Consider the following 20,331-nt stretch of genomic DNA (forward strand, 5'->3'; position numbering starts at 1 on the left):
GACAAACAATTGGACAAGAATCTGTGAAGAAAAATAACGGCAACAATTACGGACAAAAAAAGCAGTTGCTTGAGGGCAACTGCTTCAATACAGGTTTTATATTGGATATTCATTCAACCAAATTAGCGCTTGTTCATAATCATCAAAAAATCTCACAGATTCTTTCGTATTAGATTGTTGTAAATAATCCATTATCTCCCCCTCTTCAAGGAGAAATGCAATTGCCGTACTGTTATTCAAAATGATTTCATTGAAGAACTTCTCTTTCCATACTTTTTGAACAGAAAAATGATTTGGCGTGTATCCTTTTCTATCCACCAACAATTTGTATTTCCGCCCTTCAGAAATGAATTGCTGACAAACCTGCTCAAAACCATTAAACCATTCATACACATCATCTGTTTTTATATTTCCAACTAGATGGGTAACAATTATATCTCCTGAAACTGTTGTGCTGATATTCTGTTTACTCAACTTGGAATCCCCCCTTAGTTACAATTTTGCGAAAAAACCGCATAAAATCAATAAAGAAAAAATTCTTACTTGACACTCCCACCCCATCGCTATCAAACTAAGCTCACGTAACGTCAATTATAAGCGAAATTATGTCTTTTTTCGCAAGTCTATATGCAGATGCTTTAAAGATTTTCATACGAAATAACCCGTAACGAGTTTCCTTTTTTTGAATTAAGCCACTTGATTATCAGACACGGTACAATTGTAAACGCCCCCCAATATATCATAGACTGTTTTCTTCTCATATCGATGGGATTTCCGTCCATCATTTACCGCCTCAAATCTATTCGTTTTTGCACGTATATTCAAAACAAAATATATGAAAAATAAATAACGACAGTTACTGTAATCATGCTGAAAAGTGTTGAAAATAAAACGATTTGTGCATGTAATTCAGGCTCTATTTGATATTCCATAGCAATGGTTGATGTATTTCTTGAAGTCGGAAAAGAACTTGCAATAAATAACGATTGTGCAACAATACCATCGATGTTTAGTATGTATATTACGGCAAGTGCTAATAATGGTCCCAACAGTAACCTTCCAATTAAAGCCCATGTTATGACTCGATGGAAAAAATTAAGTTTAATGTTGGATAATTGTGCCCCTAGCAATATGAGTGTTATTGCAATAAAACCATTCGCAAGCTGATTAAGAGGTAGCAAGATAGAATTAGGTATTTGAATTTTAAAAGATTGAAAGAGAACCCCTAATACGAGCGCATGAAATACGGGCAGTCTTAGAAATGATTGAATAATACCTCCGATTGTTTTTGTTGCTGATAGTAAGTTATATATCCCATATGAATAAGTTAAAAGATTCTGGAAAATCACAATAAAAATCTGAATGGAAACCCCCACTGGATTGTGACTGAAAATCAATTGACTTACTGGTAACCCATAATTACCGGAATTCATTAACGAAATGCTATTTTTTAGAGCTGCACTTTCTCCTTTTTCTAACTTTAATGTTTTTGAAATGAAATGACTTACTATGATCAGACTCAGACTATAAAGCATTAAATAGTATATTATCTGGAGCAACAAACTTGTCTCTATACTAATATCATATATATTCACAAATACAGCCGCTGGCATTAAGCAATAAGTAATAAGTGTAGAAAGCTGCTTTAAGTTAAATTGGAACTTTCTTTGTAAGATTGCACCAATTAGCATCAATATTAATATTGGTAATATTACGTCTAATATAATAAAAACAAACATTTAAAACCTCATTCTACATATATTTTAGTTGGATTAAACGCTTTACTAAATATGGACCACATTTAATTCATCGGAAAACACCCTTAGTTCTCAATAATCAGAAAACTAAAACCAATAATATGAAAATGTACATCAAAAATTCTTATTTCATTTCCCTCTCCTCTCTTTTCTTTAACATATCAAATATAACTCATAAAGAAAATTATGGATTATTTATACAAATTCATAATTTTATCTTATTGACCTAAACTATCTTCTTTATTTTAAGTATACTTTTTCACAATATCCATTAGCCTTACCAAAAAATCTGACCCTAAAAAAATCTGATACTGCAGTTACTATGCGAAAAATACTTACATCAATTCCATACTTGTCGCTTGAGTCACCTAACACACCTGATACTTGTTTATCTTGAGTGGACTTATATTTTTTTCATCTAAACATCCCGATTCAATTAAATATTTGCATTCTAAAAATGAGTTCGATCTTTAGAATAGATTTAAGATTTCCTTAACTAATCTGCCCTTTAATTGAATAACTTTTGACATCTTCATTTTAAAAGCACATTCTTATAGAAAATAAGCGTTTGTTGAGAGATCAATAAAAACATGTTGAAGCCTATTACTAAAAGAACCATCCCAAAATACTTTGGGATGGTTCTTTTTCCTTATTAATGATTCTTTAACATCACTAACAGCTTTTCTTGACTATACATCCACACTGTAATGATTAAACAAGCAAGCGCGACTTCTGATAATGCCATAAATCCAATTGCATAATGACCTGTTAATTGGAATAGTAATGTTAAAATTAGTGGCGGGAAGAATCCTCCTAGTCCGCCTAAAGCTGAAACGAGCCCATTTACAATACCGGCTTGTTCTGAGAAGTACATTGGAACGAGTTTGAAGATTGTACCATTTCCAATCCCTGCACAAAATGCGACTAGTAGGCAACCAAATGTATACACGTTCATACTAGGCATAAATGATAAAATAATACCTGAAAGTGTTAAACCGATAAATACGAAGATTAATATTTTAAATGGATTAAACTTATCACCGAGCCAACCACCAATCGGGCGCATAATTGTTGCGAGTACAATGAATCCGGCTGTCCGCATACCTGCATCTACTTTCTCTAATCCGAAGTGAGATACTAAAAAGTTTGGTAAGTATACTGTAAATGCGACAAATGATCCGAATGTTAAAAAGTAAAAGATACATAGAAACCAAAGTTTTTCATTTTTATATACACCTTTTATTTGTTCCATTAATGGTGTATTCACCTTTTTCTCCTTACGATCGCCTAATAAAAAGTTCATAAGTGCAAATGCTGCGAGTAAAACTAAATAACACTGTACTGTCGTTCTCCAGCCAACTGAAGTTGCGATAACTGGTGCTAAGAACGAAGTAATTGCTGTTCCTGCGTTACCGACACCGTATATACCATTTACAAAACCGTGACTCTCTTTCGGAAAGTATTTCGGTAAAGAAGTTACGCCTACAGAGAATACAGCACCACCGATTCCGACAAATAAACCACCAATAATTAAATCCATCATTGAATTGGCAACACTAATATAAAAGACAGGAAATAATAATAGAATAAAACTAATAAAGAATAATTTTCTTGCTCCGAAACGATTTGTCCAATAACCAATTGGAATGCGAAGAACAGAACCTAATATAACCGGTACTGCTGTTACCATAGAAATTTGTCCCGCAGTTAATGGAATATCCGCTTTAATATAAGGCATTAATGATGATAAAATGACCCATACCATAAACCCGATAACTAGATTAGAAGTTTGTAAACTTAATTGAAAATTAGGACTTTTCATCCTGTTCCCTCCTATGTATGCATAGTTATATTCATTCCCTCCAGCCTAATCACGTCCTAACATGATTAGGCTGAAAAGAATCAACCACCACTCACTGGCGGAATCATTGCTATAACATCGCCAGTTTGAATGATGTCATCCTCATTTGCATACTCTTCATTTATAGCAACCATAATCTCACTTGAAATCGCTACGTCGTATTTCTTAATGAGCACTTCCTTAAGTTTAGCAACCGTAATATTTTCACAATCTATGTGTAATGCTGACTTACTTACTTCTTCTTGTAAATGTGCAAATAATAGTACTTCAATCATATTCTCATCCCCTTTCCAGGCTCATCATTCTCATATGCTACCTTTTCTAACTGATCACCTATCCATGATTCACCATCTTCCCAAAATTCTTTCTTCCAAATGGGAACGATTTGTTTTATACGCTCCATAATATATTCGTTCGCCTCATAGGCTGCTTTCCGGTGTGGTGTAGAAACAGAGACGACAACAGCAAGATCACAAATTTGTAATGTACCAATGCGATGTGTAATGGCGACAAATGTCCCAGGCCACCTCTCTCCTACTTCAGTACCAATTTTCTCAAGCTGTTTTTCTGCCATTGTTTTATATGCTACATACTCTAAATATAGCGTACGACGGCCTTTCGTAAATTCTCTAACAGTACCAATGAAAGTAGTAACTGCGCCGCACTCACGACAAATTACTTTGTTTGTAACTTCCTCAATTGAAATAGGTGTATCAATCACTTCATAATACGTATGTGTCATCTTGCACCTCTTATCTTCATATAAGTTAGCAATCTATTTTTCTATCATTTGTACGACCGAAGTGGTTCTTCCCATGGCCACTCACTTCCAGCGTTTGATTCTAATAACAGTACCGAAACAGTTATTCCTGCTTCAAATCCCCTTGTTCCTCCCGGCAGGACAATAAATGCGTTCGCCTCTGCAAGTGAAGAAATTGCACTAGATTTATCTAAACCAACTGGTGTCGCTTGCAATTTTCCATTTACAATTTCCACTTTTCCTCTTACAAAACGAGTGAATGGGTTTGCTTTTGGAAAGTCTTTTTGTAAAATCGCCTCTGCACGAAATACATGCGAATCTTTTCTATGCAAGTATGTTCGAATAACTGGCCGAACAAATAATTCACAACCGACATAACAAGCAGAAGGATTACCAGATAAACCAAATAGTAGTTTTCCTTCTACCTCAGCTACAGTTGTCACACTTCCTGGTCGCATCGCTATTTTGCTAAAAAGTACATTTGCTTGTAATCTCTCATAAATAGCAGGTAAATAGTCATAATCTCCTACCGAAACGCCACCAGTTGTAATTAAAATATCGACTTCTTTTATCGCTTTTTTTACAGTGTTATAACACGTCTCAATATCGTCAGCGAACTGTCCATAATACTGTACAACTCCGCCAGCTCGTTCAATTTGAGCAGCAATCATATAGGAGTTACTATTTCGAATCTTCCCTGGCTTTAAGTGTTCATGTACTTCAAGCAGTTCGCTTCCTGTCGTTACAATTCCAATAACCGGCTGTTTTATAACGTGTACAGAACTATAACCAAACGTAGCAAGAAGTGCTGCTACTCCAGGATTAATAACAGTACCTTTTTTCACAAGGACGGTATTTTGTTTTACATCTTCTCCTTTAAAAGAAATGTTATCCCCAGCAATAAAGGAGCGTTTCAATTTCATATAAGTCTTTTCATTTTCTTCAAACCCTTCCGTTAGCTCCAACATAACAACCGCACTACACCCTTTCGGAATTGCTGCTCCTGTCATAATACGGACAGCTTGAAACTCTTTCACTTCTTCTGTAAAAACAAAACCTGCTCCAATTTCGCCAATTACTTCAAACTGAATGGGGTTACTACTACTCGCTTCTTTTGTATCTTCCGCTCGAATCGCAAACCCATCGTACGGAGAGCGATTAAAATGCGGAACATCATGATCTGCAATAACATCTTCTCCAAGTGTTCTACCGTAGCTTTCTATAAGAGAAACCTTTTCTATTTCACCTTGGTAGGCATATTCCATTACACGCGCAACTGCTTCTGCCACTGGAATTGGTATACGTTTTTCTAACATTCTTTTTTCACCTCTTTTCAATAAGGTGACGCTCACTTTCTGTTCACCCTATATATGTTGCGTATAATCGTTTTGCTATTTTCACATCATTTGTCCCATGAATAAATGCCCTACCGTCTATAAATAAAACGAAACGATATTCATCAATTAAAAATGATAGTAAGTAAGGTGTTTTTTTGACATGTACACTCTTTTGTAATCGTTTTTGAATTTCGGTTAAATTAAGATTTCTCTTTATTCCTGAACGGATTTGAACTGTATTCCGTCCGCATAACACTTCCGTTTTCATTTGTGCTTCAAATGTTAAACTTGGATACGTTCGTAATTTCCCACAAGATGGACATGTACTTTTTTTCTGTCTATTTACTTTTAATGAGAGATATTGATTGTTCCAAATATCAAATGATAACATCGTCCCTCTTAACGACTCATAATCATCCACTAATATTTTCATCGCCTCTGTTATTTGGTGAGCAACGACCATTTGTACAGCTGGCTGAATGATTCCAGCTGTATCGCATGTTGCACCGCTCATAGGATGATCCATCAGACAGCGAAAACATGGTGTTTTCCCAGGGAGAATTGTATACGTTACACCGTAACTTCCAACGCAACCACCGTATATCCAAGGTATATTTTCTTTTTGTGAAATGTCATTTATAAGTAGGCGCGTATCGAAATTGTCAGTCGCATCTATGATGAGATCCACTTCTTTTGTTAACTCTTCTATTTCTCGCATTGTGACATCTGTTACAACTGGTACAATTTCCACTTCCGAATTAATCTTTCTTACATGTTCTGCTGCTGCAATTGCTTTTGGTTTGCATTGCTTTGCATCTTCTTCTGTATATAACTGTTGCCGCTGTAAATTACTCCATTCGACGTAGTCACGATCGGCAATTGTCAATTTCCCAATTCCCATCCTAGCAAATGCTTCTGCATTCGCAGCTCCTAGTGCACCCGCACCGATTAAAAGTACATGCTTTTCTCTTATTTTTCTTTGACCCATTTCACCTATTCTAGAAAACAATACTTGCCTTGAATATCGCTCTTGCATAGGAAATCCTCCTCTCGCTATCCGCCAATGTAAGACATTTCAACTTTTTGACGTTTATTTGTACTATCCGCCGTTCTTTCATCTGAATATCGATCTGTTCTATATCGCCACGTATGTTGTAAAATTTTTAATAGTGATGCATCAGAAATATTTTCTCGAAGAAGCGTTCGCAAATCCGTTCCTTTCGTTCCAAATAGACACGTAAAAAACTTACCGTCTGCCGAAATACGAGCTCTCGTACAAGAAGAACAAAATGACTCTGATACTGAAGTAATAAATCCAACTTCTGCATCGCTCCCTACATATCGATACAATTTCGCAACTTCTCCAAAATAACGAGGTGTAACAGGTTCAACCGGATATACGCGATTAATCTTCTCTATTAATTGTTCCTTCGTAATCACTTGTTCAAAATTCCATCCGTTCGTACTGCCTACATCCATAAACTCAATGAAACGGAGCTGAATTTCTTTTTCTTTAAAATAACGAGCCATATGAAGAATTTGACTATCATTCATTCCTTTTTTTACGACCATATTTACCTTTACCTCTAATCCAGCAGCCTTTGCTGCTTCAATTCCTTTCAGTACAGGTTTTGTATTTACATTTCGTCCATTAATTTTTTTAAAGACATAATCCTCTATCGCATCTAAACTAATATTTACACGTTTTAATCCCGCTTCTTTTAACGCCTTTGCTTGTTTTGCTAAATGAATACCGTTTGTTGTGAGTCCAATATCTTTTAAGCCTTCTAACTTTGCAAGTCTTGCAATTAACATCGGTAAGTCTTTACGCAATAACGGTTCACCGCCAGTAAGCCTAATTTTATTGACTCCCATACTTATAAATACTTTCGCTAATCTTTCTATTTCATCAAAAGTTAATAAAAGCTCTTCCTGTAAAAAAGCATAATCAGGTCCGAACACTTCAGCAGGCATACAGTATGTGCACCTAAAATTACAACGATCAATAACTGAAATACGTAAATCTTGAAGTGGCCGTTCTAAAGAATCTTTCATGTTCTCGTGCATCTATATCCCTTCTTTTCTTCTGTAATCCTTAGTAAGCTTTTATTTTTTTATTTGCCTTCATTATAAAAAAGAAGCTACATATTCAATGTGACTTTTCTCACATTAATTTCCCCATTCAAAAACTTTTCACAAATCCGTTCGAATTTTGTTCACATCTTCATTCCCTATTCCTTACGGTCATTGAAATTTAACTTTATTTTTGAAATAGCTCTTGCATTTTCATCATACTTACACTCAAAATAGGAAATGTATTGCTTATAAGAAGAAAGGTGATCACTGTGGCAAACAGTATGACATTATCTCAAGATTTAAAAGAATTACTTGCATCTGTTGAATATAAAATGCAAATTAAAAAAGGTAGTTTTATTTTTCAAGAAGGTATGGAGGCAACAGAGCTCTATATCATTCACTCAGGAAAAGTACAAATTAGTAAACTAAGTGCTGACGGACAAGAATTAACACTTCGAATTTGTTCAGAATATGACATTATTGGAGAATTAACATTGTTCACGGACAATGCGAAATACTTATTAAATTCAAAATGTCTTGAGGATGTGGAAGTAGGCGTTATAAAGCGTGAAGCGTTAGAAAAAGCATTACTCCAAAAACCTGCACTCGTATTTGAATTTATGAAATGGATTAGTGAACATTTAAGAAGAATGCAAACGAAGTTCCGAGATTTAGTATTACACGGTAAAAAAGGTGCCCTGTATTCTACCCTTATACGAATGACAAATAGTTACGGTATATTAAAAGAAAATGGGATTCTCATCGATTTACCATTAACAAATCAAGAACTTGCTAATTTCTGTGCAACTTCACGTGAAAGTGTAAATCGAATGTTAAATGAATTAAAAAAGCAAGGTACAATTTCAATTCATAAAGGAAAGATTACAATCCACGATTTACAATTTTTAAAATGTGAAATTGCTTGTGAAGATTGCTCTGCTTCTGTTTGTAGTATTGATTAGCATCTTATTTAGATGCTAATCTTTTTTCAATTTAAACTACTTATTAACGGTTATTCCCTATGTAAACAAAAACGAGGCCTTCCATATTAGACCTCGTTTCGTTTTAACCATTAGCTCCTATCCGTTTACAGCAGTATTATTTTTTCAACTCATTAGGAATACGTCTTCTATAAATTACATAACTACGGCTTACGTATTTAATTGGAGCACTAAATACATGTACAAGTCTAGTAAATGGCCATACTGCAAATAGCCCGAACCCTGCAAGAATATGAATTTTAAACCATACTGGTACTTCCATCATATATTCGACTTTCGGTTGGAAAATAAAAAGACTTCGGAACCAAGGACCGATCGTTGTACGATAATCAAACCCTTTTGAGTCGATATTTAAAAATGTTGAAGAAAGTCCTGCTAGCATTACGATCAGTAATAATATAAGCGCAATATAATCTCCCTTCGTACTCGTTGCAATGATACGTTTTACTGTTACGCGGCGATACGTTAATATAATTAAACCGATGATAGAAGCAACACCTGCCGGAAGCCCGAAACTAATTGCCATTATGTGATACGTATGCTCAGAAATTCCTATTGAACGGTATACAGCTTCTGGAATTAAAATCCCCATAACGTGACCGCCAATTACGAACATGATTCCAAAGTGGAATAATAGACTTCCGATTCGAAGCATTTTCTTTTCTAATAGTTCACTAGATTTTGATGTCCATCCAAATTGATCATAGTTGTATCTGAAAATATGTCCACCGATAAAGATTGCAAAAATGATATAGGGAAACAACACCCATAGAAATTGATCCATCATTTTGACAACTCTCCTTTCTAATTTGCCTGTACACCCCATGCTTCGATAGCGAGTAGAACAGCCGCAAGAATTGGTTCATACATACTGTCTGCTTCTTTTAATTGAGCGTGTAACGCTTGTATATTCTCCGTGTATTTGCTCATAATTGGTCCACTGTCTCTCTCATTTGCATTTGCAAAGAACTCAAGCAAGAGTGGTAAATAATCAGGTAGTTCTTTATCTGTTACTTCAAAACCAGATTTTTTATAATGCTGTTTTAACTCTAGTAATTCAATCCCTCTTTCTCTTTGTTCACCAGTGTTCATATACGTTAAATACATATTCGTCTTTTTACCAAAATCAAATGTATATACGTAACCATCAATGAGTTGATCGTTCGTTTTATTTAGCGCTTGTTTTATAAATGCTGTAAGTGAAGCTTTAACATCGTCCTGTTCAATCGCTTCCATCTCTTCTTGTAATTCAGCTAAAGCTTCTCTCCACCCGATTTCTGGGTAGGAGAGAAGAAATGAAGAACATGAAAAAGCAGTTTGTAAACTTTGTTTCATATTTTTCCGCCCCCATTATTTAAGAAATTGTCATACAAGAGCCTGGACCACCTGCAAATGATAAACCACAGCTTCCTTGTTCGTTATATAAATCTGCAACTTGTTCACGGTGAGATGTCGGGATAACAAAACGATCTTTATATTTTGCGATAGCAAGAAGACGATACATATCTTCTACATCCTGTTTCGTTAAGCCAAGTTCTTTTAATACAGCTTCATTTGGTACTTTATTAATTTGAAGTGCTCTCATATGCGTTCGCATAACAGCCATTTTCTTCAATGTAAGACGAATATGTGATTCATCCCCTGCAGTGAGTAAATTCGCTAAATATTGAATTGGAATACGCATATTATCAATAGCAGGGAAAATCTCTTCTGCTTGCCAGTTACTACCTTTTCCTTCCACCATATTCATAATTGGGCTAAGCGGCGGGATATACCAAACCATTGGCATTGTACGATACTCTGGGTGAAGAGGTAGAGCAATTTTCCAATCGATAATCATTTTATAAATTGGCGATTGTTGCGCCGCTTTAATCCATTCTTCAGGAATTCCTTGTTTTTTCGCTTCAGCTGCTACTTCAGGATCATTTGGATCTAGGAAAACAGTAAGCTGAGATTCATATAAATCTTTTTCGTCTTCAACAGAAGCTGCTTCTTTTACTTTGTCAGCGTCATATAGCATTACCCCAATATATCTGATACGTCCTACACATGTTTCTGAACAAATTGTTGGCATACCAGCCTCAATACGTGGGAAACACATTGTACATTTTTCAGCTTTATTCGTTTGCCAGTTAAAATACACTTTTTTATATGGACAAGATGATACGCAGAATCTCCAAGCACGACATGCATTTTGATCCACAAGAACAATCCCATCTTCTTCACGTTTATACATTGCACCAGATGGACAAGATGATACGCACGATGGATTCATACAATGTTCGCATATGCGTGGTAAATACATCATAAAGACATTTTCAAAATCAGTTTTAATTTCTTCTTCCATTTTCTTTACGTTCGGATCTTGTAATCCTGTTATATGTCCACCAGCTAAATCATCTTCCCAGTTTGGACCCCATTCAATTTTATCGATAAATTCACCTGTAATTGCTGATTTCGGACGAGCAACTGGCTGATGCTTACGCTGCGGACTATTTGTTAACGTTTCATAATCATAGTTCCAAGGTTCAAAGTAATCATCAATCGTTGGTTGATCTGGGTTGTGGAAAATATTCATAAGGCGCTTCATTTTCGAACCGGATTTCAGCTGAATTTCACCATTTTTCAATTCCCAGCCGCCTTTATATTTCTCCTGATCTTCCCATTGCTTCGGATAACCAATACCAGGCTTCGTTTCTACGTTATTGAAATACATATATTCAGCACCTGGACGATTTGTCCAGGTGTTTTTGCATGTTACGCTACAAGTATGGCAGCCGATGCATTTATCTAGGTTCATTACCATTCCGACTTGTGCTTTAATCTTCAAGCCAATCTACCTCCTTCAGTTTGCGAATTACTACGTTTAAGTCGCGTTGATTCCCCGTCGGACCATAATAGTTAAATCCATAACTTAATTGACCATATCCACCAATCATATGCGTCGGTTTTACGTGAATTCGAGTTGGACTATTATGCGTTCCCCCGCGGTTACTTGTTAATTTCGTACCAGGTACGTTAATGTGACGATCTTGCGCATGGTGCATAAATGCCATTCCTCTCGGTATACGGTGTGTTACAACGGCACGCGCTACAACAACACCGTTACGATTAAAGCACTCAATCCAATCATTATCTGCAACACCCGCTTCAGCAGCGTCCTCTTTATTCATCCAAACGGTTGGACCACCTCTAAACAGCGTTAACATCGGTAATGAATCGAAATACATACTATGAATGGACCACTTATTATGCGGTGTTAAATAGTTCAATGTAATCTCTTTTCCTTCTACTTCAGGACGTGATTTACGGAACGGTTTATGTTGCAGAATTGGTTTAAATGTTGCCATCGTTTCACCAAATTCTTTCATCATGTCATGATCTAAATAGAAAGATTGTCGTCCAGTGATTGTTCTCCAAGGGATGAGACGTTCCACATTTGTTGTAAACGGTGAGTAACGACGTCCACCTTTTTCTGAACCTGTAAAAGCCGGAGAAGTAATTACTGTTTTTGGCTGCGCTGTAATTTGTTCAAATGTGAAGCACTCTTCTTCACGTTCTTCTGCTAAATCACGTAGTTTTAAATTTGTTTGTTTTTCAAGTGCTTCCCATGCCTTTACAGCCATATGACCGTTTGTTGTAGAAGAAAGCGTTAATACTGCTTCAGCAGCATTGATTGCTTCTTTTATGTCTGGGCAACCTTTCGCAATAGTATCCGTTCGAACAACTCCTAATTTGCTCTTTAATTGCTCATACTCTTTTTCTGCTGACCAAGAGATCCCTTTCGTACCAATCGGTTGTTTTCCGGCATTTGGTCCAAGTGCTGTCATTTTGTCATAAATCGTTTTATAATCCCTTTCAACAACATGAATTTGTGGCATCGTTTTACCCGGGATTGGTTCACATTCACCTTTACTCCAATCTTTAATCTTGCCAAGTGGTTGCGCTAATTCTTGCGGTGTATCATGAAGAAGTGGTGTTGCAACAACTTCTTTCATTGGCTCAAGATCTATTTTCTTCGCTAAATCTGACACAGCTTTAGAAAGTGAAGTGAAAATATCCCAGTCAGAGCGTGCTTCCCACGGTGAACCGATTGCTGGATTAAATGGATGCACAAATGGATGCATATCTGTACTACTTAAATCATGTTTTTCGTACCAAGTTGAAGCAGGTAAGACGATATCAGAATACAGTGCTGTTCCAGCCATACGGAAATCTAAATTAATGAGTAAATCCAGCTTCCCTTCTGGCGCTTCTTCATGCCACTTTATTTCTTCTGGTCGTAATGAATCACTGTCGTCATTCATTAACCCGTTTGTTGTACCTAATAAATGTTTTAAGAAATATTCATGTCCTTTACCAGAACTCGAAATTAAATTCGCACGCCATACGAATAAGTTGCGCGGGAAGTTGTTTTTGTTATCTGGATCTTCAATCGCAAATTTCAGTTCTTTTTCTTTTAATTTTTGTGCAACATATTTTCCGATTTCTTCTTGCGTTGTTGCACCAGCAGCAACAGCTTCTTTATATAGTTCAATTCCATTTTTCTCAAATGTAGGATAAGAAGGTAACCAACCAAGTCGCGCCGCTAAAACGTTATAATCACCGTGATGTTGATAACGAGAGTTTCCTTCCACTGGTGATGCTAAATGTCCAACTGGTGTATCTTCATAGCGCCATTGATCTGTTACGAAATAGAAGAAAGATGTACCATTTTGTAATTTTGGTGGCCCTTGCCAATCTTTTGCCATCGCGATTGTTTGCCATCCTTCTGCTGGTCGTAATTTTTCTTGCCCAACGTAATGCGCCCAGCCACCGCCGTTTACACCTTGTGCCCCAACGAGAAGTACAAGATTTAAAACGGCGCGATAAATCGTATCAGAGTTAAACCAATGGTTAATACCAGCTCCGACAATAATCATTGAGCGACCGTTCGTATCAACAGCATTTTGTGCGAACTCACGAGCGATTTGAATAATAAGCTCACGTTTCACTCCTGTCATTTTCTCTTGCCATGCAGGTGTAAACGGAACGTCATCATTGAAGTCTTTCGGCTCTTGTCCGCCAAGCCCTCGGTTCACACCGTAATTTGCTAACGTTAAGTCGTATACAGTTGTAACGAACACTTCGCCTTCTTCTGTCATAACCTTTTTCACTGGAATTGTACGTTCTAATACTTTGTTTCCATCATCAGAGAAGTACGGAATTTGTACAGTTCCAATCGATTCTTCCATTCCAAGTAAAGAAAGACGTGGATCAATCTTTTCACCTGTTTCTTCATCTTCTAAACGCAAGTTCCATTTCTTTTCGTTATCCCAACGTGAGCCCATTGTGCCATGAGGTGTTGCAAAATCATTCGTGTTCTCGTTCCAAAGAACAGGTTTCCATTCTCCTAACTTCGTTTCGCGTCCAATATCAGCAGCGTTTAAGAAACGATCAGCAACGAATTGATCTCCTTTTTGTTTCAATGTGACAAAGAAAGGAAAATCAGTATATTGCTTCGCATACTTTGTGAAATATTCCACTTGATTATCTACGTAAAATTCTTGTAAGATCACATGCCCCATTGCCATCGCAAGTGCACCATCTGTACCTTGTTTCACACTAATCCAATCATCCGCAAACTTTGTAGATTCAGCGAAGTCAGGACTGACAGAAACGACTTTCGTTCCTTTATATCGAACCTCTGCTAAAAAGTGAGCATCTGGTGTTCTCGTCATCGGTACATTTGAACCCCATGTCATAATGTAACCAGAGTTATACCAGTCACTACTTTCTGGTACATCTGTTTGATCGCCCCAAATTTGCGGAGAAGCTGGTGGTAAATCTGCGTACCAATCATAAAAACTAAGCATCGGCCCACCCATAAGTTGCATAAAACGACTACCAGCAGCATGACTTAACATCGACATAGCTGGAATTGGTGAAAAGCCAACATTTCGATCTGGCCCGTATTTAATTACTGTATAAAGTAGAGAAGCTGAAACGAGTTGTAATACTTCATCCCAATTCGCACGAATAAATCCACCTTTACCACGCGCCTGCTTATACTTACGTGCTTTTTCAGGGTTTTCCACAATACTTTTCCAAGCATCTAGTGGTGACTCGTTATTTTGTAGTTCCTCTTGCCACATACTCCAAAGAACACCACGTACATACGGATATTTCACACGAAGTGGACTATAAATGTACCAAGAAAAACTTGCTCCACGTGGGCATCCTCGCGGTTCAAAATCTGGCATATCAGGACCTGTCGTTGGATAGTTAAGCTCCTGCCCTTCCCACGTCACAATTCCATCTTTCACATATATATTCCAGCTACATGAACCAGTACAGTTCACGCCGTGTGTAGAACGAATTACTTTATCATGCTGCCAACGCTTTTTGTACACATTTTCCCATTCACGATCTTCATATGTTTCTTGTGTATGATTATCGTTATAACGATCTATTGGTGAAAAATATTTTAAACGTCTCATTAGTGCTGAAGTTTTTTTCTTCATACTGTTCACTCCTTTAATACGTCTCTCTTACATACCCTTACTATAAGAGAGGTTGTAAAATACAGATGTGACATTTCGCACAGTTCAAGAGATTGTCAAAAATTCAGTAGAAAATAAGTTTGTGAGAAAACCTTTTGTTCCTTTGTGAAGGTTATGGTTAATCGTGATTATTAGGAGAATAGTATTTTGAGGTATCGACTATTTTGCAAAAGAAAAAACGCAGGAGAAGTTCCTACGTTTTTTCTTTATAAATATATGAAAAAGAATTTTGATATTATTTCAAAAATTCCATAAAGAAAAGAATATAAATTGTATGTAAGGAATTTTTTCTTCAATGTCATTTTTAATATCAAGTCTCATTTTACATAAAACTACAAATCATTATTTACTGTATTGCCCTTAGTTACGGAAACAATTATACTAGATATAATCAAAATAAATAATCTGAATATTCTCAGAATTAAAGGTGGAAGTTTTACTATCTACATATAGAATTAGAAATATGTCAACTAAATGGATTAGAAAACGATAATAACATTAGGAGGATTACGATGCCCCAGCTTGATTCATTACATCCCACTGTAGAAAAAATAATCAATAATATTGAAAAAATAATGGTCGGAAAACGAAAAGAAACAATCTTAGCTTTGACAGCTCTCTTAGCTGAAGGTCATGTGCTATTAGAAGATGTTCCTGGTGTCGGTAAAACAATGCTAGTACGTGCTCTTTCTAAATCCATTGATGCTGATTATAAGCGAATTCAATTTACACCTGATTTACTGCCGTCAGATGTAACAGGAGTTTCTATTTATAATCCGAAAGAGCTCCAATTTGAGTTCAAGCCTGGACCAATTATGGGGAATTTTGTACTTGCTGATGAAATTAATCGTACATCTCCAAAGACACAATCTGCTTTACTTGAATGTATGGAAGAAGGCAATATTACAATAGATGGTATTACAAGACCTTTACCAAAGCCGTTCTTTGTCATGGCTACACAAAATCCGGTCGAATATGAAGGAACATATTCTCTACCAGAAGCTCAGCTCGATCGTTTCTTATTGAAACTAAAAATGGGATATCCTACACCAGAGGAAGAATTTGAAATTTTAAACCGGATGGAAAAAACAAATCCACTCTCTCAATTACAGACCATTACTACAATACAAGAATTACTTTATTTACAACAAAGCGTACGGGTAGTAAGTATGGACAAAGCAATTAAGCATTACATTGTAAAGCTTGTTAATCAGACTCGTACGTACAGTTCTATACAGTTAGGTGCAAGTCCACGTGGTTCGATTGCTTTAATGAAAGCTTCACAAGCTTATGCATTTATCCATGGCAGGAATTATGTTATTTCAGACGATGTTAAACTTTTAGCCCCTTACGTTTTAGCACATAGACTCATTCTAAAAATGGAAGCAAAATTTGAAGGAATAACTGGCAAACAAGTTATCGCAAAAATCGTTGCACGAACTACCGTGCCTACTCAAAGGACGATGAACCCTTGATGAAACGAATGCTGCGAGCGCTATATCACGTTATGAAGTTATTGCTACTCCCTTTATGCCTAGTCTTAACATTTGTGTACGCTATGTTTCAAGGAGGGTTTGTAAGTTGGTTTTTATTTTACAGCATAATTCCCATTGCTCTTTATTCGCTACTACTCCCCTTCTACGCTTTACGGGACGCTGAAGTAAAGCGAATAACAAACCAAAATGGATATGTAGTAGGAGAACAATTTGTAAGCACGATTACAATAAAAAGAAAATTTCCTTTTCCCTTACTTTATTTAGTTATAGAAGATGCACTGCCACCACAATTTATAAGTTGTAAACAAATAAAGATGAATAAGGTAGTACTCTTCCCAGGATTGAAACGAAATATTTCGTTTCAATATGTTATTGACACAATCCCTAGAGGCGAGCACACTTTTTCAAGCGTTCGTGTCAAAACTGGCGATTTATTCGGCATGATGGAGAAAGAAGTAACTTTTTTAGTTCCAGATACATTTTTAGTCTATCCCCAGTATGTAGATATAGCGTATCGACAATTGGAAAATCATTTCGAACAAGGAGCGCTTTCAGCAAATATAAATTCAGCAAAAGACTCTACAATCTCGGTCGGTGTCAGAGACTATAAACCTGGCGATCGCTTTTCATGGATCGATTGGAAAGCAACTGCACGAACAAACAATATTATGACAAAAGAGTTTGAACAACAGCGCAGCCATAATATTATGATATTCATAGACAGAACCGAGTCTCCTCTATTCGAATCAGTCGTCACATTTACTGCCTCTATCGTAAGGGCTGTCTTGAAACAAAATTCACCAGCATCATTCGTGTCTATCGGAAAAGAACAAACCATTTTCCCTTTAGACAATGGAGATACGCAGTTACAACAAATCCTTTGTCATTTAGCAAAAGTACAAGCAGACAGTGTATTTCCGCTCTCCCAGAGTGTAGACATGGAACTAAGAAAAATTTATGAACCCGTCACGGTTATACTCGTGACCAGTAATCTTTCTCCCGATATTCAAAAGGCGGCTGATTGTGCTGCTATAAGAAATAGAAAATGTATGGTTTTTGTCGTGAAAGAAAAAGCGAATCAACTTTCACACCGAGAACTCAGTATACTAGAAACTCTAAAAAAACGACAAATATTTGTAAACACGGTTTATGAAAACCGGTATACAAACGTGTTTTTTGAGGTGAGCAAATGATGATATTACAAGCAAAATACAAGTGGGATACGAACAGATTCTTCATGCATGCATGTGTATTTCTTCTTTTACTAGAATGGCTAAGACCTCTTATAGGTATTACAAATGTAGGTAGATTAGATATTTTCGTAACATTTATAGGAATTTGCTTCGCTCTCTCTTTTTTTCAAACGAGGTGGCAGATTCCTATAAAAATTGTCACAGTCTTATTTATCATTCATTCCCTATATTATAAAAATGCTTTTATAAATCCATCTTGGCTAACAACATTCTTTTCTGATATGTTTCGAAATTCCTCCCTGTTTTTCCAAGGGAATTTACTAGATATTTCTCCAGTTTTTCCGACGGTTTTATTTTTTCTCTCATTTTGGTTTTTGAGTTCTTTCACTTCATTTTGGATTATTCATAAAAAACGTGGGTTTCTATTCCTTGTATTGACTATTATTTATATCGCAACTTTTCATAACTTACATTTATACAATGCAAACTACGCTATTATTCGTACTGTTGTCATCGGCTTTTTTATGCTTAGTCTTCTTCAAGTAGAACGAATAAAAGAACGTGAACACTTACAAAATTATGCTAGAGAAATCTCAAAATTACTTAGACCACTTACAATATTTATCGTATTATTAGCAACCATTGCATACTTTGCTCCAAAATTTGGCCCTCAATGGCCAAACACAATGGATTTTTTAAAATTCAACACATCTGAAGCAAGTAAAGAACAAAAAGTTTCTACAATTGGGTATGGTTTAGATGACTCGCGATTAGGCGGTCCTTTTAAGGCGGATCCTACAATTGTTTTCACAGCACGAACGCAAAACAAACAATATTGGAGAGTAGAAACAAAAGATTTTTATACAGGAAAAGGCTGGGAAATTTCTGAAAATCCGAAAAAGATTTCTTTTAAAAATAAAAACGACGTCGTAAGCTGGTACGAACAAAATACAAAAACGAAAACGACTGAGGCAACAATTACCATGCAAAAAAGTTACCCTCACCTTACCTATCCAGCAGGATTAGTATCAGTTGAGGCTGCTTCTGATGTATCATACAGTGTTGACCCGTTTTCAGAAAAAATTTATACAATGAATGGAGACTCTTCTACTACTTTACATTCATATAAAGTAACATATGAGATCCCTGAGTTTTCCATAGAAAACTTGAAAGCTGTAAAAACAAATGAAGGTCAAGAAACAAATCCTTATTTTATGACAAAGTACACACAACTTCCCAAGTCATTACCACAGCGCGTAAAAGACTTGGCTGTCAATCTTACAAATGATAAAGACAACCGATATGATAAAGTATTAGCTATTGAAAATTACTTTACAGACAACTCTTTTACATACGAATCAACAAATGTCTTATTCCCTGCCAAAAGCCAAGATTATGTAGATCAATTCCTTTTCGATACAAAAAGCGGCTACTGTAATAATTTTTCGACGTCTATGATTGTACTACTTCGTTCTGCCGGGATTCCTGCTCGCTGGGTAAAAGGCTATACAGAAGGAACTCTTAACAATACACTTGCCTCTGCAGAAGGTGAGGATGTTTATACAATCACGAACGATAACGCACACTCTTGGGTCGAAGTATATTTCCCAGGATACGGATGGATTCCATTCGAACCAACAAAAGGATTTACTAATCCCTATAATTTTATAAATAATACGCCTGCTCCTATTTCACAAAATAGCGAAGCAAATAATTCTAATAACACGCAAATACAACAACGAAATAATGAAGCAAAACTTAAAAGTTTAATAGAAAATACAGAAGAAGCTTCTACTAAAAAGGTTACAAATTCTCAAACTAGTTTTTCTTGGTGGTACGTATTCCTCTCTACGATACTAATTAGTATTATGGGATACATTCTCTTCACCACTAGAATGATATGGAGGACATTTCTTATTATTCATTTCTATAAATACCGAAAAAATGATGCTGTTTATCAAAAAGCTTACGGTGCACTTTTAAAACAATTTGCGAGAATTGGCATACCACGGAGTGAAAGTCAAACATTCCGAGAATACGCTCTCCATATCGATACACTTTACAACTCGGCCGATATGCAACAACTTACTGCCAGTTATGAGAACGCTATGTATAAACAGAGGCAGACTGCAGAAGAATGGAAGAAATCTGTACACTTATGGGAAGTGCTTATGAAAAAAGCAGCTTCTCTACCTAAATCAGATGACTTTGATACAGTTATTTAATCTTGAAAATGTGAGTTTAAAGAAAACGTCTCAAAGAACTACATTGTTCTTTGAGACGTTTTTTAATAAAGTGAAACTCCTAA

At 36.2% G+C, this 20,331-nt stretch carries 16 protein-coding genes; 4 read left to right on the forward strand and 12 right to left on the reverse strand.

Going from position 1 to position 20,331, the window contains the following annotated elements:
• Positions 1-96 precede the first annotated feature (96 nt).
• From MR143_RS24870 to moaA, 8 genes are all read right to left on the reverse strand, one after another.
• Positions 97-474, reverse strand: a complete 378-nt coding sequence (locus tag MR143_RS24870) for a hypothetical protein (RefSeq protein ID WP_002181618.1) — start codon at positions 472-474, stop codon at positions 97-99.
• A 347-nt stretch (positions 475-821) separates the two neighbouring features.
• Positions 822-1,739: an AEC family transporter gene (locus MR143_RS24875; protein WP_199717891.1), complete on the reverse strand. Its 918-nt coding sequence runs from the start codon at positions 1,737-1,739 to the stop codon at positions 822-824.
• Between the two features lie 670 nt (positions 1,740-2,409).
• Positions 2,410-3,579, reverse strand: a complete 1,170-nt coding sequence (gene narK, locus MR143_RS24880; protein WP_000841864.1) for a nitrate transporter NarK — start codon at positions 3,577-3,579, stop codon at positions 2,410-2,412.
• Positions 3,580-3,659: 80 nt separating this feature from the next.
• Positions 3,660-3,893, reverse strand: a complete 234-nt coding sequence (gene moaD / locus MR143_RS24885; protein WP_000573686.1) for a molybdopterin converting factor subunit 1 — start codon at positions 3,891-3,893, stop codon at positions 3,660-3,662.
• On the reverse strand, positions 3,890-4,360 hold the full coding sequence (locus MR143_RS24890; protein ID WP_000149953.1) for a molybdenum cofactor biosynthesis protein MoaE: 471 nt from the start codon (positions 4,358-4,360) through the stop codon (positions 3,890-3,892). Before MR143_RS24890 ends, moaD begins: the two co-directional genes overlap by 4 nt.
• 44 nt (positions 4,361-4,404) lie before the next feature.
• Positions 4,405-5,694 (reverse strand): molybdopterin molybdotransferase MoeA, encoded by a 1,290-nt coding sequence (locus MR143_RS24895; RefSeq protein WP_061884107.1) that lies wholly within the window; start codon positions 5,692-5,694, stop codon positions 4,405-4,407.
• Between the two features lie 43 nt (positions 5,695-5,737).
• Positions 5,738-6,751, reverse strand: a complete 1,014-nt coding sequence (locus MR143_RS24900) for a molybdopterin-synthase adenylyltransferase MoeB (protein WP_001158152.1) — start codon at positions 6,749-6,751, stop codon at positions 5,738-5,740.
• Between the two features lie 17 nt (positions 6,752-6,768).
• On the reverse strand, positions 6,769-7,782 hold the full coding sequence (moaA, locus tag MR143_RS24905) for a GTP 3',8-cyclase MoaA (RefSeq protein WP_199717892.1): 1,014 nt from the start codon (positions 7,780-7,782) through the stop codon (positions 6,769-6,771).
• 278 nt (positions 7,783-8,060) lie between these two features.
• Between moaA and MR143_RS24910 the strand changes: the two genes are divergently transcribed.
• Positions 8,061-8,753: a Crp/Fnr family transcriptional regulator gene (locus tag MR143_RS24910; protein ID WP_000013865.1), complete on the forward strand. Its 693-nt coding sequence runs from the start codon at positions 8,061-8,063 to the stop codon at positions 8,751-8,753.
• A 136-nt stretch (positions 8,754-8,889) separates the two neighbouring features.
• Here MR143_RS24910 and narI read toward each other — a convergent pair whose 3' ends face one another.
• From narI to MR143_RS24930, 4 genes are read right to left on the reverse strand one after another with little or no spacing between them, the layout of a single operon-like run.
• Entirely contained in the window at positions 8,890-9,579 is a 690-nt protein-coding gene (gene narI, locus MR143_RS24915) for a respiratory nitrate reductase subunit gamma (protein ID WP_000969217.1), read from the reverse strand.
• 17 nt (positions 9,580-9,596) lie between these two features.
• Positions 9,597-10,127: a nitrate reductase molybdenum cofactor assembly chaperone gene (gene narJ / locus MR143_RS24920; protein ID WP_196478587.1), complete on the reverse strand. Its 531-nt coding sequence runs from the start codon at positions 10,125-10,127 to the stop codon at positions 9,597-9,599.
• A gap of 19 nt (positions 10,128-10,146) precedes the next feature.
• Positions 10,147-11,622 carry a nitrate reductase subunit beta gene (narH, locus tag MR143_RS24925; protein ID WP_074594368.1) on the reverse strand — a complete coding sequence of 492 codons (1,476 nt, stop codon included), beginning with the start codon at positions 11,620-11,622 and terminating at the stop codon, positions 10,147-10,149.
• Positions 11,612-15,295, reverse strand: coding sequence for a nitrate reductase subunit alpha (locus tag MR143_RS24930; protein WP_242281064.1), 3,684 nt, complete (start codon positions 15,293-15,295; stop codon positions 11,612-11,614). Before MR143_RS24930 ends, narH begins: the two co-directional genes overlap by 11 nt.
• Positions 15,296-15,846: 551 nt before the next feature.
• On the opposite strand from MR143_RS24930, the gene MR143_RS24935 reads away from it, so the two are divergent.
• From MR143_RS24935 to MR143_RS24945, 3 genes are read left to right on the forward strand one after another with little or no spacing between them, the layout of a single operon-like run.
• The gene (locus tag MR143_RS24935; protein WP_001135813.1) at positions 15,847-16,809 is read left to right on the forward strand and encodes an AAA family ATPase; all 963 of its coding nucleotides are present in this window, start codon (positions 15,847-15,849) and stop codon (positions 16,807-16,809) included.
• Positions 16,809-18,023, forward strand: coding sequence for a DUF58 domain-containing protein (locus tag MR143_RS24940; protein ID WP_000827539.1), 1,215 nt, complete (start codon positions 16,809-16,811; stop codon positions 18,021-18,023). Before MR143_RS24935 ends, MR143_RS24940 begins: the two co-directional genes overlap by 1 nt.
• The gene (locus MR143_RS24945; protein ID WP_002163970.1) at positions 18,020-20,248 is read left to right on the forward strand and encodes a transglutaminase TgpA family protein; all 2,229 of its coding nucleotides are present in this window, start codon (positions 18,020-18,022) and stop codon (positions 20,246-20,248) included. Before MR143_RS24940 ends, MR143_RS24945 begins: the two co-directional genes overlap by 4 nt.
• The last annotated feature ends 83 nt before the right edge of the window (positions 20,249-20,331 follow it).

Source organism: Bacillus cereus group sp. BfR-BA-01347, from assembly GCF_022663835.1.
In the GTDB taxonomy this organism is placed as follows: Bacteria; Bacillota; Bacilli; order Bacillales; family Bacillaceae_G; genus Bacillus_A; species Bacillus_A thuringiensis_K.